Origin of the sequence: Paraburkholderia fungorum (assembly GCF_046027605.1) — a bacterium.
Taxonomy (GTDB): domain Bacteria; phylum Pseudomonadota; class Gammaproteobacteria; order Burkholderiales; family Burkholderiaceae; genus Paraburkholderia; species Paraburkholderia fungorum_F.
Genome location: NZ_JAQQEF010000002.1, coordinates 271592 through 286938, shown reverse-complemented (window position 1 = coordinate 286938; position 15347 = coordinate 271592). Strand labels below are relative to the sequence as shown.

The window sequence follows — 15347 nt, the reverse complement described above, 5'->3', positions numbered from 1 at the left end:
CCGTCAGGCTACGAAGAGGTAGGTCATGCAAGATTGGGCAAGTGTTCTGGCGGCGGTGCGCGTAGGCGGATGGGTCATCTATCCTCTGACGCTACTCGCCATTCTGGCGGTCGCAATCGCCCTCGATCGATCATACGTATTCCTGCGCTTTGGCCGCTTACCGGGGGCCATGCGTGGGACGCACGAAATCGGTGGACCGGAGTCGTCCCTTGACTGGGCCGGCAGGTTAAAAGATGTTGCCAGTCAAAACGCCTTCACGCGGATGAGCGCGCCATGGGCACCCGATCCTTCCGTACCGCTGTGGCTACGCGAGGCAAAGGCGCAAGCGGTCGCCTCGCAGATTGAACGCGACATGAGCAAAGGCTTCTGGGTGCTGGAGACCATCGTGACCGCGGCGCCTCTGCTGGGTCTGCTGGGCACCATCGTCGGCATGATGCATTCGTTCCAGTTGTTCGGCGGCGACGGTCTCGTCGATCCGGGTGGCGTGACGGGCGGCGTGGCACAGTCGCTGGTGGCAACCGCGATCGGCCTCGTGGTCGCGTTGTTCGCGCTGTTTGCGTTCAACTATTTCTCTCGCCGGCTCGAACGGCTCATGGATGAACTCGAGTCGTTCGCCAATGCACGGCTTAGCGAAACCCGTCTCGCCGACCCGGCCGCGGGAGCGCTGCCGTGAAGTTCAAGCGCTCGCGCGCGGTCAAACGCGGCCGCATCGAAATCATTCCGATGATCGATGTGATGTTCTTTCTACTGGCAACCTTCATGCTCGCCTCGCTCGCGATGCAGCGACTCGACGCGGTCAAAGTCAACCTGCCCGCCGGCAGCGCGCAAAAGATGGCTGCGCACGAACCACTGACCATTTCGGTGGACGGCAGGAATGATGTATTTGTGAACCATCAGGCCGTTCGTCCCGATCAGGTCGAGTCGACGGTGAAACGACTGCTGCTGCCCGACGGCAACGTGGTGATCGCCGCCGACGACGCAGCAGGCCATGGCGTGGTCGTTCAGGCCATGCTGGCGGCACGCCGCGCTGGGGCGGAGCGGTTCCTGATCGCTATACGCCGTGAGTAGCCGGATGCGCGTCGCGGCAGTGATGGCCGATTCCCCGCCAATACGAATCGCGCTGGCGTTATTAGTCGCGCTGATCGTATGGATCGTGTTCCTGTTTCAGTTCGGGCGCTGGTTGAGCACAACGACGTCCGAACACGCATCTGCAAGGCCAATTGAGATGCGGGTGGTAGAACTCGATCCGCCGAAACCCCAGGAAGAGGTCCCGGTTTCGCCCATCACGCCTACATCGATCACACCGGCCAGGTCGCGACAACCTGCCGAAACGCATACTCACGTTTCAACACCACTACGTACGACGCCAGTTAAACCATCGCAGCCGGATGCGCGTTCGGCGCAAAGCGTTGCACCCGTTCAGCCAGATCCTGCTGCAAGCAAACCGATATTGGCGGCCGACCCACCGGCGCGCGTTGCTAAGCCCTCGTCCGAACAAAGCGCGGGCACCCCGTCATCGGCCACTTCGTCCGGCGATACGTCCGGCGATACAAGCGCGCACGCCATGGCTCAACCGTTGCCCGAACTCCCTGACGATTTACGCGACCAGGCCTATCAAACGGTCGCAACGGCGCGCTTCATGATTCACGCCGACGGCTCAGTTGACGTCGAACTCATCAAACCGACACCGAACCCGAGGCTCAATCAGATCCTGCTAGAAGCGCTTCATAAATGGCGCTTCTTTCCGGCAATGCAGGCCGGGCATCCAGTGGAAAGCCGCCAGGACATCCGTGTGCATTTCAATGTGAACTAGCGCGCTGAGCGTTGTGCGACTGGGCCCGCAACGACTGCCTCACCGGCGCGGCCTCTCGAGGCTCATGCGAGCAAGGTCAAGGTGTAGACAACGCAAGTGCTTCTTTCTCCGCCGACGCGTTTCCATAGCGCGCCCCTTCACCCCTTCGTCGCGCCAAACGTCAGCCCCGCCACGAAATGCTTCTGCATCGCAAAGAACATCGCGACGGAAGGCAGCGCGGCCAGAATCGACCCGGCGGACACGAGATTCCATGCGGTGGTCCACTGCCCTTTCAACGCCGCGACGCCGACGGTGATCGGCGCGGCGTCGTCGCCTTGCGTGAGACATAGCGCCCAGAAGTAGTCGTTCCACACGAACGTGAACACGAGGATAGCCAGCGCCGCCAGCGCGGGACGGATCAGCGGCAACACGATCCGGAAGAACACGGTCCACTCATTGGCGCCTTCGATCCGGGCGGCTTCGATCAGTTCAAACGGCAACTGCTTGATGAAATTGCGCAGAAACAGCGCACAGAACCCCGTCTGAAATGACACGTGGAATAGAATCAGCGCGCTTACCGTATTGAACAAACCGAGCTGCAACGACAGGTCCCGCACCGGAATCATCAACACCTGGACTGGTACGAAATTCCCCGCCACGAACGTGGCAAACAATGTCGAATTGCCGCGAAACCGATAGATCGCCAAGGCGAATCCCGCCATAGCCGCCAGCGCAATCGAGCCGACTACGGCGGGCACCGTAATCAGCACGCTGTTCCAGAAGTAATGCAGCATCGGCGACGTCGTCAATGCCTCACGATAGTTGTCGAGCATCGCGAAATGCTTCGGCCAGCCCCAGTAGTTGCCCTCGCTCAGTTCTTCCGTCGAACGCACGGAAGTCACCAGAACCGCGATCATCGGCAAGAGCCAGATCAGCAGCGCGAGCGGCAACGTCAACTTGTACATGCGCCGCGTCGCCGGCTTCCATTTGTCGATCGGGATCGGAAACATGGTCGGCTCCTTATTGCTCGGTGCGCAGCATGCGGCGCAAGTGATAGACGATGTACACGAGCATGATCCCGAACAGCACGACCGCCACCGCCGCGGAGTAGCCGATGCGGTAATACTTGATCGCCTGGTCGTACATGTAGTACGCGAGTACGGTCGAACTCTCGAACGGTCCGCCGCCGGTCATCACCGAAATCAGATCGAAGCTGCGCAATGCGCCGATCACTGTGACGACGATCGCCATGAACGTGGTGGGCCGCAATTGCGGCAGGATCACATGCCACAGCATCGACCAGCCACGTGCGCCTTCCATACGCGCCGCCTCGATCTGCTCGGCGTTCAGCGAGGTCAGTCCGGTCAGATAGAGAATCATGCAATACGCGGTTTGCGGCCACAGTGCCGCGAATACGATCCCGAGGGTTGCGTAACGCGGGTCGCCGAGTACCGGCACGCCATGCCCGAGAATCACCGCGAGCAAGCCGAAGGTGGGGTCGTAGAACCACGAGAAGATCAGGCCGACCACCACGCCCGATAACACGAACGGCGCGAAGAACAGCGATTTGACGATACGGATGCCGGCCACTGCCTGGTTCAGATAGAGCGCGACGGCGAGGCCCATCGGCGGCGCGAGCAGGAACAGCAGCAGCCAGATGAGGTTGTTCTTCAGTGCCGTATAGAAGGTCGGCGCGTGGAACAACTCGATATAGTTTGCGAGGCCGGCGAAGGAGGGATCGGTCATGCCGTCCCAGTTGAAGAAGCTCAGGCGGATGGTCGAGATGATCGGCCATACCACATAGATTGCCACCATCACGCAGGCCGGCGCGAGAAACAGGAACGCGGCTCGCCGCTGCCGGCGCGCGGTCGGCGACGGACGACGACGGCGCGCAGCGCCAGGCGAACCGTTACGGAATGCACCACCCGATGCCGGTCCGCCGGATGCGGGCAAGCCGGGACCGCCAGGTTCTGCAGGACCGCCGACGGTGTGACGGGTGACAGAGTGCGACACGTTCATTCTCCGGTGTCGACCAGAGTTAGCGCTTTAGCGCTTACTCTGGTCCCATGCAAAGCTGTCGACGGGAGTCAGTGCTTTAGCACTTACTCCCGTCCCATGCAAAGCTCCCATGCAACGTAATTGCCGATCCGATGCAACGCGTAGCGGCCCAAAGCCCGAGCCGCCACCGCTCACTTCTTATAGATCCGCTTACGCGTCTGCTCAAGTTGCGCGAGCACCTCATCAAGCTTTGAAGGATCGGAAATGAACTGCTGCATCCCCTTCATCCCTTCGTCGGCCATTTCCTTCGTCATGTCGCGATCGTAAAACTGCGCAATACCGCCCTTCGTATTCGCGAGAATCTGGAAGCCGATCTTCGAAATCGGATCTTCCGGTTCAGGCGACTTGCTGTTCGCCGACAGCGAGCCGAGCCCGGCTGCCAGCTTCGCGCCATTCTCCGGCGTCTCGACGAACGCGAGGAAAGCGTGCGCATCGGCCTTGTTCTTCGCCTTGGACGGAATATGCAGCGATTCGACTGGACCGTCTTCGGCGGTAGGCACCTTCGCGTCGATGATCGGGAACTGGAAGTAACCCATTTCAGGCTTCACGTTCGGCGGGAAGCCGGCGGTGATGAAGGTGCCCATCAGCATCATCGCGGCCTTGCCCTGGAACAGGAACGGCTGCACCGCATCCAGATCGTAGGAGAGCGAGTTGTCGATGAAATAGCCCGCGTCGATCAGTTGCTTCCACGTCGTGTAGACCTTCTTCACGCGCGGATCGGTGTACGCGATATCGCCCGCCATCAGTTTCTGATGGAACGCGTTGCCGTTCAGACGCAGGTCGAGATAATCGAACCAGCCGGCCAGCGTCCACGAATCACGGCCCGCCACGGCAATCGGCGTAATGCCTGCTGCTTTCAGCTTCTTGCAGTCGTCGAGAAACTGGTCCCATGTTTTCGGTTCACCGGCAATGCCGACCTTCTGGAACAGATCCTTGCGATAGAACATCCCCCACGAGTAGTACACGGTCGGCGCGGCATACTGTTTGCCCTTATACGACGAGGCTTCCTTCGTCGACGCATACATGTCGTTCCAGCCGTTCTTCGCCCAATCGCCGCTCAGATCTTCGAACAGGCCGCGCTGCGCGTAATACGCCATCCGTTCGCCGTCATGCCAGTTGACGATATCGGGCGCGACGGTGGTGAGCCAGCCGGGCAACTGGACCTTGTACGCTTCTTCGTCGACGAACGACACTTTCACGTCGGTACCGGGATGCGTTTTCTTGAAGTCGTCGAGGATCGACTGCCAGACGGCGCGTTGACTCGCGCCCTTGAACGCAATGTTGACGGTGAGCGTGCCGGCCTGCGCCGTGCTGACGACGGCGCTTCCCGCAGCCGCCGCGGCGAGCGCAAGTGCCAGCAGAATCTTGCGAGGTTTCAGTGCCATGTTGCTGTCTCCTTTATGCATTGATTTTGCGTCGTTGTTGTTACTGCATGGAATCCTGATTCAGCACTTCAGATCATTTTTCAGCGCGATAGACGGCGACGCCTTGCGGTTCGATCGTGCGTGAACCGATCACGAAAGCATCGTCCGCGATCTGGCCAAGCGTGTGTGTCTGAGCGCCGTAGTTCAATACGTAGGTCAGCGCGCCGCGCCGGCTGACGCGCACGCTGTCGCCGAGCGCTATCGTGCCGAGGCCGGCTTCCTCGGCGATCCGCTCGAACAGACGCGCCGTGAGCGCATCGTCGAACAGGCTCGCGAGGTAGTGAAACGCGCCACTTTTCACGTAGGCGGCATGGCCGTCGGCGAAACGGGCACGCACGTCGAGACGACAATCCGTTGCAGCGCCGTCGGCGGCGCCCTCGATGAAATCACGCCAGTGGCGCGCGACGCCGTCCGTCACGGTCGCGTCCTTGTTGTCCACCAGCCGCACCGCTTCGGTCACATTCGGCCGCAGCGATTCGACGCGCCACACACGCAGCGGCAGCACGGAAGCTAGCGCGCCCGGCGGCAGGTTCGCCGGAATCTGCAAATCCTGAGTCTTCGAACCGGTACGCGGACCAAACACGACTTGCGCGCCCGAGCTTGCCAGCCGCGCGGCGAAATCGTCAGGCACGACCGGCAACGGCGGCACGACGATCAACCGGTAACCGTCGAGCGATGCATCGACCGGCACAATATCGACATCGAGTCCGAGCGAGCGCAGCGCCGAGTAATACTCGAAGGCAAAACGCGGATAGTGAAAATCCGCACCCTGCGGATGAATCTCGAAGAGCCACTTGGCTTCGTAGTCATAGACCAGCGCGACCTTCGAACGAATCGCAGCATTCGCATCCACATTTGCCGCGAGCACCGTACGAATCTCTTCTGCGACTTGCGCAGCCTCGCTGCCGCCTACGTCGAGCCGGTTGTCGGGCGTGTTTAACCCGGCATGCATCTGCTCCTGCGCAAACGGCGCCTGGCGCCAGCGGAAATACGACACGCAGCCCGCGCCGTGCGCGAACGCCTCCCAACTCCACAGCCGCACCATGCCCGGCAGTGGCGCGGGATTCCACTGCGCCCAGTTCACCGGACCGGGCTGCTGCTCCATCACCCAGAACGGCAGCTTCGACATGCCGCGATACACGTCATGATTGAACGACGCGAAATCGGGATGCCCGCTGCGCAACCAGCGCGCCTTTATCTCCGGCGCAAACCACTGCTCTTCGAGTGCGCCGAGCGGATAGCTGTCCCATGTCGCGACGTCGAGATCGGCCGCCACCTTGTAGTGATCGAACTCGGTAAAGAGTTGCATGAAGTTATGCGCAACCGGCCGCCCCGGCGAATGCGCGCGGATGATCCCGACTTGCATGCGGTTGTAACGCGCCACTTCGTTGGACGCAAAGCGACGGTAATCGAGCCGATGCGACGGATGCGCTTCGGTGACCGTGGCGACTGGTGCGTCGATCTCGTCGAAGCCGCGATACTCCATGCTCCAGAACACCGTGCCCCACGCACGGTTCAATGCGTCGATCGTTTGATAGCGCGCCTTGAGCCATTCGCGAAAGCGCCCTACTGCCGCCGGCGAATAGCTGACCACCGTGTGATGGCAACCGAATTCGTTATCGGTCTGCCAGTAAGCGACGGCCGGATGCTTGCCATAACGCTCGGCGAGCGCCGTGCAGATCCGCTGCGACGCCGTGAAATACGAAGGCGACGAAAAATCGTAATGACGCCGTGAGCCGAAGGCGCGAGGACGGCCGTCCGCACCGATCGGCAAAATGTCCGGATGGCGGTCGATCAGCCATTTTGGCGGCGTCGCGGTCGGCGTACACATCACCACCTGCAGACCGGCCGTGCCGAGTACGTCGATCGCACGATCGAGCCAGCCCCAGTCGTATTCGCCAGGCGTTGGCTCGATCCGGCTCCACGCGAATTCCGCGATCCGCACCTGCTCGATGCCGAGCGATTTCATCCGGCGAGCGTCGTCTTCCCATATCGACTCCGGCCAGTGTTCCGGGTAATAACAGACTCCAAGGCGCATCCGAATGTCCTTTATGCGTAGTGTTCGACGGATTCGAGCGAAGCGGCGGCAAAACCGTCTTCGGTGAACAGATGGCAGGTACGGCTCGGCACGCGCAAGCTGGCGCTGTCGCCGGAGGCGAGGCGTGTGTCGCCCGGCGCCTTGGCGATCAGCGCGGCGCCGCCGGGCTGATCGAGGTGCACATAGCTGTGCTCGCCGAGTTGTTCGACGAGGGACACCGTGCGGGTCAGAATCGCGTCTTGCGCGTTTCCTGAAACTGCTGTGTCGATAAATTCCAGGTGTTCCGGGCGCACCCCGAGCGTGATGGCTTGCGAGACCTCGAGGCCAGTGCCGCTAACCAGCACGCGCACGGTTTCGGAAGTGCCGTCGAGCGTGACAAGCACGCCTTGCGGATCGAGCGACGCCACCCGCGCCGGCAGAAAATTCATGCGCGGCGAGCCGATGAAGCCAGCGACAAAGCGGCTTCTGGGATGGTGATACAACTCGAGCGGTGCGCCGATCTGCGCGATGCTGCCGTAGCGCTCGGTGTCCTTGCCGGCATGCAGCAACACGATCTTGTCGGCGAGCGTCATCGCTTCGATCTGGTCGTGCGTGACGTAGACGACGCTGGCTTTGGCGAACTGCTTATGCAGCCGCGCGATTTCGACGCGGGTCTGGCCGCGCAACGTCGCATCGAGATTGGAAAGCGGTTCGTCGAACAGAAACACGCCCGGTTCGCGCACGATGGCCCGGCCGATCGCCACGCGCTGCCGCTGGCCGCCTGACAGTGCTTTAGGCCGGCGTTCGAGCAGCGCCTCCAGTTGCAGAATGCGCGCGGCTTCGCGCACCTTGCGGTCGATTTCATCCTTGGGGGTTTTAGCGAGCTTCAGGCCGAAGGCCATGTTCTCGAACACGGTCATATGCGGAAACAGCGCGTAGCTCTGGAACACCATCGCCACGCCGCGCTGCGCAGCCGGCACGTCGTTGACGAGGCGATCCGCGATCAGGAGGTCACCGTCGGTCACGTCTTCGAGGCCGGCAATCATCCGCAGCAAGGTGGATTTTCCGCAACCGGAGGGACCGAGAAACACGCAGAATTCGTTCTCGCCGATCTCCAGGTCGACCTCGCGGATCACCAGCGCGCCGTCGCCATACGCCTTCTGCACGCCTCTCAACGAAATGCTCGCCATCGCCTCGACTCCGTGATTTAATCGGCTCGATGTCGGAGATTAAGCGCTTAATCAGCATGGCCGAAAAAATCGATCGCGTGCGATCGTTGGGCCTTGCCTGTCTCCGATATCGTTTTGTGTATGCGGCGAATGGTGCCGCGCCTTGGGCCGCGACGCAAATGTCGGGCACCCATCCCAAATATTGAATGTTATGCCAACATTGAGTGAAGTCGCGCGTCAAGCGGGAGTCACGCCCGCCACGGTATCCAACGTGCTGCGCAACCGCGGCCGGGTCGGCGCCGCCACCCGGCAGCGCGTGCTGGAGGCCGTCGACGCGCTCGGCTACCGCCCGCATCTCGCCGCCCGCGCGCTCGCCGAGGGCCGCGCACCGACGCTGGCGTTGATGGTGTCGAGCATCGCCAATCCGTTCTATCCGGAGTTCGCGCTCGCGGTGGAACGCGCGGCGCGCAGCAGCGGCCACTTCCTGATCATCTGCAATACGAACGAAGACCCCGTGACCGGGCGCGCGTATCTCGACCAGATTGCCGGGACGCTTTCCGAGGGCGTGCTCGTGACGAATGCGAACCTCGAGTTCGCCGACCTGCATACGATCGAAACGCGCGGGACGCCGGTGGTGCTGTGCATGTGGGAGCGGCCCAATGATCCGCCGGGGCTACCGTGTGTGGCGGTCGATTTTCGTCTCGCGGGCGAATTGGCCGGCACGCATTTGCTCGAGCTCGGTCATCGGCGGATCGGCGCGATTGTCGGCAGCAAGGCCTCGGGCATTCATGCGGCCCGTTACGAAGGGTTTGTCGACGCAGTGCGTGCCGCCGGCGTGCCGAAAGGCCGGGTCAAGCATGCGCCCGATACGATTCAAGGCGGCTACAGCGCGGCGCGCGCGCTGCTCGAAGCCGATCCGAAGCTCACCGCCATTTTCGTGACCAACGATCTGCCGGCGCTCGGCGCGATGCATGCCGCCGCCGATCTCGGTTTGAACGTGCCGGGCGACCTGTCCGTGATCGGCATCACGGACATCCAGCTGGCGCGCGAGTCACGGCCTGCGTTGACGACGGTCGCCGTGCCGACTGTCGAAGTCGCCGATCTCGCGGTATCGCTGTTGCGCGAGTTGATCGAATCGTCGTATGGGCAGGCGGGTCGCAAGGCTCCGGCAAGCGTGCCGATGCGGGTTTCCTCGCCGCCGAAGCTGGTTGTGCGCGCATCGACCGGAGCGCCGCGTTCGAAGTGATGTGGCCGTAACAGCATTCGGCACGTTACGTAGCGAACCCTACCCACAGCGCTCCGCGCCTCGGGCGCTGCCGCCCGCAAACGCCCGTATGAAGGGGCTTCGCGGCAATTCCAAAGCTTTGTTCAAGCCATCCATGCAGTTGGCACGGTCCCTGCAATCAGGCAGGCAAACAGGAAAGGGCCGAGCGCCGGCGGGACTTACATGCCGATTGCGCTCCTCCAACCGGCCGGGCCAAGGCCATAACGAGCATGGATACTCAAATGATTGCCGATCTTCTGGACGCCGATGTCGCTGAACAGGTTACTGAAGCAGACTCGCGCTTCGCACTGCAACATCCTCTGCAAATCGCGGTTTGTCTGCGCAAACTGATGACTGGACAAGATTTCATGACGATGGAATTCAACGGCCGCCAGATCGTCACCCAGGTACTCGAAGTCGACTCGCGCGCCGCGCGCTTTATCTTCGACGCGGGCAGTGTGGAGGCGGACAATCACGCGCTTGCGTCCGCGCGCCAGTTGATCTTCAGCAGTCTGCCGGGTGGCATTCGCACGGAGTTCACGACGCTCAACGCCGACCCGATCATCTTCGAAGGACGCCCCGCTTTCGAGGCTTCCTTTCCTGCGCTCCTGTACTACGTTCAACGCCGCGAGTTTTTCCGCGTGCCAACACCCGTGCTGGATCCGTACATCGCAAGCGGCGTCTATGAAGACAGCGGTTCGTTCCGGCTGGAATTACAGGACCTTTCGTTGGGCGGCGTGGCGTTGAAGACCGCCGATACGCGCTTCGGCTCGCTTGAAAGCGGCACCGTATTGCGCGATGTGACGCTGCAACTCGGCAGCTTCGGCACGCTGCGACTCGATCTGGAAATCATCGCCCCGCGTCGATTGACAACGGCCAAGGGCGATCTTCGCTTCGTGATCGGCTGCAAGTTCGTGCAGATGCCGGGGCCGGCTGAGCGGACCTTGCAGCGCGTCGTCACGCAGCTCGAAACCCGGCGTCAAACGCTCGTGCCGCGCGGGTAAGCACCCTTAGTCACCGGCTGACTCGCCATCGCATCGGATTCCAGAACGGCTTGCGGGATTTGCATGCGGCCGCACTGTTGGCACGCCACGCGCGCATTGCAGGACGAAGTGACTACCGATTTACCCTGGGCTCCGACCTGACGCGAGCCGCGGCCCAATTGCCGCAAAGCCTGTCACGCAAGGCCCTCCCCCGGATTTTGAGCAGGCCTTTTCTCGCTACCCGTCGTTGCGGCGCAACTTGACGTTCGGCGGCACAAGGCCATACTAAATCACTCTGAATGATTTAGTGCGCAACAGAAATGGCTGCCCGCATTTCACAACGCGTGGCCAATAACCGGAGGAGCGTCCCATGAATCTGAATTCCCGCAGGCATCCTGTCGCCAGGAAAATCGTCTCGATGTGCGTGGCGGCGTCGGCCGTGTGGTGCGCGAGCGCGAGCCAGGCAGCCGACCAGCCCGTGGTCGGCCTCATCACCAAGACCGACACGAACCCGTTCTTCGTGAAGATGAAACAGGGCGCCGAAGCGGCTGCCTCGAAAGACGGCGCCAAGCTGATCACCGCGGCCGGCAAGTTCGACGGCGACAACGCGAGCCAGGTCACCGCCATCGAAAACATGATGACAGCCGGCGCGAAAGCGATTCTGATCACGCCGAGCGATACCAAGGCGATCGTGCCGAGCATCAAGAAAGCGCGCGCCGCCGGTGTGATGGTAGTCGCGCTCGATACGCCGACCGATCCGCAAGACGCCACCGACGCCCTCTTCGCCACCGACAACTTCAAGGCCGGCGTGCTGATCGGCAAGTACGCGAAAGCCGCGATGAACGGCAAGCCCGCGAAGATCGCCACGCTCGATCTCGCGCCCGGCGTATCGGTCGGCGTGCTGCGTCACAACGGCTTCCTGGAAGGCTTCGGCGTGAAGGAAGGCGATGCGTCGATCGTCTGCAGCCAGGACACCCGCGGCGATCAGGCCAAGGGGCAGACGGCGATGGAGAACTGCCTGCAGAAGTCACCCGATATCAACGTGGTCTACACGATCAACGAACCGGCCGCGGCGGGTGCGTATCGCGCGCTCAAAGCGGCGGGCAAGGATAAGAGCGTGATGATCGTTTCCATCGACGGCGGCTGTGAGGGCGTACGCAACGTGAAGGCCGGCGCGATTGCCGCGACCTCGCAGCAGTATCCGTTGAAGATGGCCTCGCTCGGCGTGACGGCGGGTGTCGAGTATGCGAAGACCGGCAAGAAAGTCTCCGGCTATCAGGACACGGGCGTGACGCTGATCACGGACAAGCCGATGTCCGGCGTCGACAGCAAGGATACGAAGTTCGGCGTGGATAACTGTTGGGGCAATAAGTAACCAGCGTTGAGTGGCGGCCCGCTGCGCGGGGCCGCCCTCGGATCGCCGGATCGCTGGACCGCCTGCCTTCGGATCGCCGCCTGCTATACAGCCGGCCGCCGGATTGCCGCCCGCCGGACAGCCGGCCTCCGTATTCGCCACGTGGCCAGCCCGCCACGCTCATGCATCGAGGACACCTATCATGTCGACTCCTTCCGCGCCCGCCGCCCACTCGCGCACCTTCGCCGACCGCTTGCCGTCCCTCGCCGAAATCGGACCGCTGATCGCGCTGGTGCTGGCCTGCGGCTTCTTCATTTCGCAAAGCAACCGGTTCCTGTCGTTCCAGAACCTCTCGCTGATCCTGCAACAGACGATGGTGGTCGCCGTCATCGCCATCGGCCAGACGCTGATCGTCCTGACCGGCGGGATCGATCTGTCGTGCGGGATGGTGATGGCGTTCGGTTCGATCATCATGACCAAGTTCGCGGTCACACTCGGTGTGCCGCCCGTTCTCGCGATTCTGTGCGGGATCGCCGCGAGCACGCTGTTCGGCGCGCTCAACGGCGTGCTGATCACCCGCATCAAACTGCCGGCCTTTATCGTCACGCTGGGTACGCTGAACATCGCGTTCGCGCTCACGCAGATCTATTCGAACGCGGAGAGCGTCTCGAACCTGCCGGACGCGATCATGTTCTTCGGCAACACATTCAAGCTCGGCCCCGCCGATGTCACCTACGGCACGGTGCTCACGCTGCTGATGTATCTCGCCACGTGGTTCGTCCTGCGCGACACGGTGCCCGGCCGGCATCTGTACGCGCTCGGCAACAACCCCGAAGCGGCGCGCCTGATGGGCCTCTCGTCGCAGAAGATTTTGTTGATCGTGTATTCGCTGGCCGGTGCGATCTACGGGATTGCCGCGCTGTTGTCGGTGTCGCGCACCGGCGTCGGTGATCCGCAGGCCGGGCAAACCGAGAACCTCGACAGCATCACGGCCGTGGTGCTGGGCGGCACCAGTCTGTTCGGCGGACGCGGCTCGATTGTCGGCACGCTGCTCGGCGCGTTGATCGTCGGCGTGTTTCGCAATGGCTTGACGCTGATCGGCGTCTCTTCGGTCTACCAGGTGTTGATCACCGGCATGCTGGTGATTCTCGCGGTGGCCGCGGACAAACTTTCCCATCGTCGCGGTTGAGCATTCACCGCAACTACTTTGCCTGGGGCCTGTCATGTCGACACCTACTTCCGCTTCTGCCGTGATGCCGGTTCTGCAGGCGCGCGGACTCGTCAAACGTTACGGCAACGTCACCGCGCTCGACGGCTGTGATTTCGAGGTCTTGCCCGGCGAGATTCTCGCTGTGATCGGCGACAACGGCGCGGGTAAATCGTCGTTGATCAAGGCGCTTTCGGGCGCCACCGTCCCCGATGAAGGCGAAATCCTGCTCGACGGCAAGCCGGTCAAATTCCGCAGCCCGCTGGATGCGCGCGCCCAAGGCATCGAAACCGTCTACCAGGAACTCGCGGTGGCGCCCGCCATGAGCATCGCCGAAAACCTGTTTCTCGCGCGTGAGCTTGTCAAACCCGGCTGGCGCGGCTCGATCTTCAAGATGATCGACAAGCGCCGCATGCTCGACGAAGCCACCGCGCATATGAAGGATCTGCAGATCGGCATCCGTTCGATGCGCCAGGCGGTCGAAACGCTCTCTGGCGGTCAGCGTCAAGGTGTTGCCGTGGCGCGCAGCGCTGCGTTTGCGCGGCACGTGGTGATTCTCGACGAGCCCACCGCCGCGCTTGGCGTGAAAGAAGGCAACATGGTGCTCGAACTGATCCGCCGCGTGCGCGAACGCGGCTTGCCGGTGATCCTGATCAGCCACAACATGCCGCACGTGTTCGAAGTCGCGGACCGCATTCATATCCAGCGGCTCGGCCGGCGCGCGGCAGTGGTGAACACGAAAGACATTCACATGTCGGAGGCCGTGGCGATCATGACGGGCGCGAAGGAAGCGGACGTCAAGGCGATTGCATGATGCCCGCACTCATCTGAGCGGCGCACGACGATGGACACCACCGGCACCCGCTCGCCGCTCAAACGCACGGTCGGCTCGAATCAGGTCGGCATGCGGCAGTTCAACGAACGGATCGTCCTGCAGGCGATCCGCTTGCATGGCCCGCTGCCGAAAGCCGACGTGGGCCGCCTCACGCGTCTGTCGATGCAGACGGTGTCGATGATCGTCGACCGTCTGATCGACGACGGCCTGCTCGAGAAGCAGGCGCGCGTACGTGGCAGGATCGGCCAGCCGTCGGTGCCGATCGCGTTGCATGCGGATGGCGCGTACACCATCGGCATCAAGGTGGGGCGGCGCAGTCTCGACGTGCTGGCGATGGATTTCGCCGGCCACGTGGTGTGTCGCGATGTAGTCGAGTATGCCTATCCCGATCCGCACGCACTGTTCCCTGCGCTCGAAAGCAAACTGGCGCGCATGAACCAGACGCTCGGCGCGAAGGCGAACAAAGTGGTGGGCGTAGGTGTTGCGGCGCCGTTGTGGCTCGGCGGCTGGCGCGACTTTCTCGGCGCACCGCCGGACGCGCTGGAAGCGTGGCATGAGATCGACTTGCGCAGCCGCGTCGCGACCATGACAGGCTTACCCGTCGAATTCGCCAAGGACACTACCGCCGCCTGCGCCGCCGAACTCGTGATGGGCCAGGGCCGCGGGATTCATAACTTTCTCTACCTGTTCGTCGGCACGTTTATCGGCGGCGGGCTGGTGATCGACGGCCGTTTGCATAGCGGACCGCATGACAACGCAGGCGCGGTGGGCTCGATTCCGTTGAAAGACGGCAGCGCGCGCAAACCGGCGCGGCAACTGCTGCACGCGGCATCGGGTTTCGTTCTGGAACAGTTGTTGAGCAACGCGGGGGCGCCGTCCGCCGCCGCGCATGACCATCGCGCGTTGTCGCCGGAACTCTGGCGGCAGACCGAACAATGGCTCGACACCGCTTGCCCCGCGATCGCCAGTGCGTTGACCAATGCCGCCGCCTTGCTCGACCTGGAAGCGGTGGTGATCGACGGCGAACTCGACCGGCAACTGGTCCGCGAAATCATCCGACGGACCGAGCGCGTGCTCGATCGCTTTGAATGGGAGGGAATGGTGCGCCCGCAACTATTGGAAGGCACCATCGGTGCCGACGCCCGCGCGATGGGCGGTGCGATTCTGCCGTTGTACGCGCATTTCGCGCCCGTGCACGAGCTATTCCTCAAGCCGGCGACCGACGCGGGTTATTAGACCGCGTT

General features: G+C 62.5%; 14 protein-coding genes. 9 read left to right on the top strand and 5 right to left on the bottom strand.

Translation table 11 applies throughout. The annotated features are described in order from the left end of the window. Nucleotides 1-25 precede the first annotated feature (25 nt). Genes PQR53_RS04635 through PQR53_RS04625 form a run of 3 tightly spaced genes read left to right on the top strand, consistent with a single transcriptional unit; the run spans nt 26 to nt 1813 of the window. Nucleotides 26-673 (top strand): MotA/TolQ/ExbB proton channel family protein, encoded by a 648-nt coding sequence (locus PQR53_RS04635; RefSeq protein ID WP_408451402.1) that lies wholly within the window; start codon nt 26-28, stop codon nt 671-673. After that, a complete protein-coding gene (locus PQR53_RS04630; protein WP_408451401.1) occupies nt 670-1068 on the top strand; it encodes an ExbD/TolR family protein in 399 nt (132 codons plus the stop codon). Before PQR53_RS04635 ends, PQR53_RS04630 begins: the two co-directional genes overlap by 4 nt. Nucleotides 1069-1090: 22 nt before the next feature. Next, nucleotides 1091-1813 carry an energy transducer TonB gene (locus PQR53_RS04625; RefSeq protein WP_408451400.1) on the top strand — a complete coding sequence of 241 codons (723 nt, stop codon included), beginning with the start codon at nt 1091-1093 and terminating at the stop codon, nt 1811-1813. Between the two features lie 137 nt (nt 1814-1950). On the opposite strand, the gene PQR53_RS04620 is transcribed toward PQR53_RS04625, so the two are convergent. From PQR53_RS04620 to PQR53_RS04600, 5 genes are all read right to left on the bottom strand, one after another. After that, nucleotides 1951-2802 carry a carbohydrate ABC transporter permease gene (locus PQR53_RS04620; protein ID WP_408451399.1) on the bottom strand — a complete coding sequence of 284 codons (852 nt, stop codon included), beginning with the start codon at nt 2800-2802 and terminating at the stop codon, nt 1951-1953. Nucleotides 2803-2812: 10 nt separating this feature from the next. After that, nucleotides 2813-3811: a carbohydrate ABC transporter permease gene (locus tag PQR53_RS04615; RefSeq protein WP_408451398.1), complete on the bottom strand. Its 999-nt coding sequence runs from the start codon at nt 3809-3811 to the stop codon at nt 2813-2815. 170 nt (nt 3812-3981) lie between these two features. Next, a complete protein-coding gene (locus PQR53_RS04610; protein ID WP_408451397.1) occupies nt 3982-5235 on the bottom strand; it encodes an ABC transporter substrate-binding protein in 1254 nt (417 codons plus the stop codon). Between the two features lie 73 nt (nt 5236-5308). Then, on the bottom strand, nt 5309-7312 hold the full coding sequence (locus PQR53_RS04605; RefSeq protein WP_408451396.1) for a beta-galactosidase: 2004 nt from the start codon (nt 7310-7312) through the stop codon (nt 5309-5311). An 11-nt stretch (nt 7313-7323) separates the two neighbouring features. Further along, the gene (locus tag PQR53_RS04600) at nt 7324-8481 is read right to left on the bottom strand and encodes an ABC transporter ATP-binding protein (RefSeq protein ID WP_408451395.1); all 1158 of its coding nucleotides are present in this window, start codon (nt 8479-8481) and stop codon (nt 7324-7326) included. Nucleotides 8482-8671: 190 nt separating this feature from the next. On the opposite strand from PQR53_RS04600, the gene PQR53_RS04595 reads away from it, so the two are divergent. From PQR53_RS04595 to PQR53_RS04570, 6 genes are all read left to right on the top strand, one after another. Beyond that, on the top strand, nt 8672-9706 hold the full coding sequence (locus tag PQR53_RS04595) for a LacI family DNA-binding transcriptional regulator (protein WP_408451394.1): 1035 nt from the start codon (nt 8672-8674) through the stop codon (nt 9704-9706). 260 nt (nt 9707-9966) lie between these two features. Then, nucleotides 9967-10728 carry a flagellar brake protein gene (locus tag PQR53_RS04590; protein ID WP_408451393.1) on the top strand — a complete coding sequence of 254 codons (762 nt, stop codon included), beginning with the start codon at nt 9967-9969 and terminating at the stop codon, nt 10726-10728. Nucleotides 10729-11077: 349 nt separating this feature from the next. Next, nucleotides 11078-12082: a sugar ABC transporter substrate-binding protein gene (locus PQR53_RS04585; RefSeq protein ID WP_408451392.1), complete on the top strand. Its 1005-nt coding sequence runs from the start codon at nt 11078-11080 to the stop codon at nt 12080-12082. Between the two features lie 181 nt (nt 12083-12263). Then, nucleotides 12264-13250: an ABC transporter permease gene (locus PQR53_RS04580; protein WP_179740864.1), complete on the top strand. Its 987-nt coding sequence runs from the start codon at nt 12264-12266 to the stop codon at nt 13248-13250. A 34-nt stretch (nt 13251-13284) separates the two neighbouring features. Further along, nucleotides 13285-14082 (top strand): ATP-binding cassette domain-containing protein, encoded by a 798-nt coding sequence (locus tag PQR53_RS04575; RefSeq protein ID WP_323044956.1) that lies wholly within the window; start codon nt 13285-13287, stop codon nt 14080-14082. Nucleotides 14083-14112: 30 nt separating this feature from the next. Beyond that, nucleotides 14113-15339, top strand: a complete 1227-nt coding sequence (locus tag PQR53_RS04570) for an ROK family transcriptional regulator (RefSeq protein ID WP_408451391.1) — start codon at nt 14113-14115, stop codon at nt 15337-15339. Nucleotides 15340-15347: the final 8 nt, after the last annotated feature.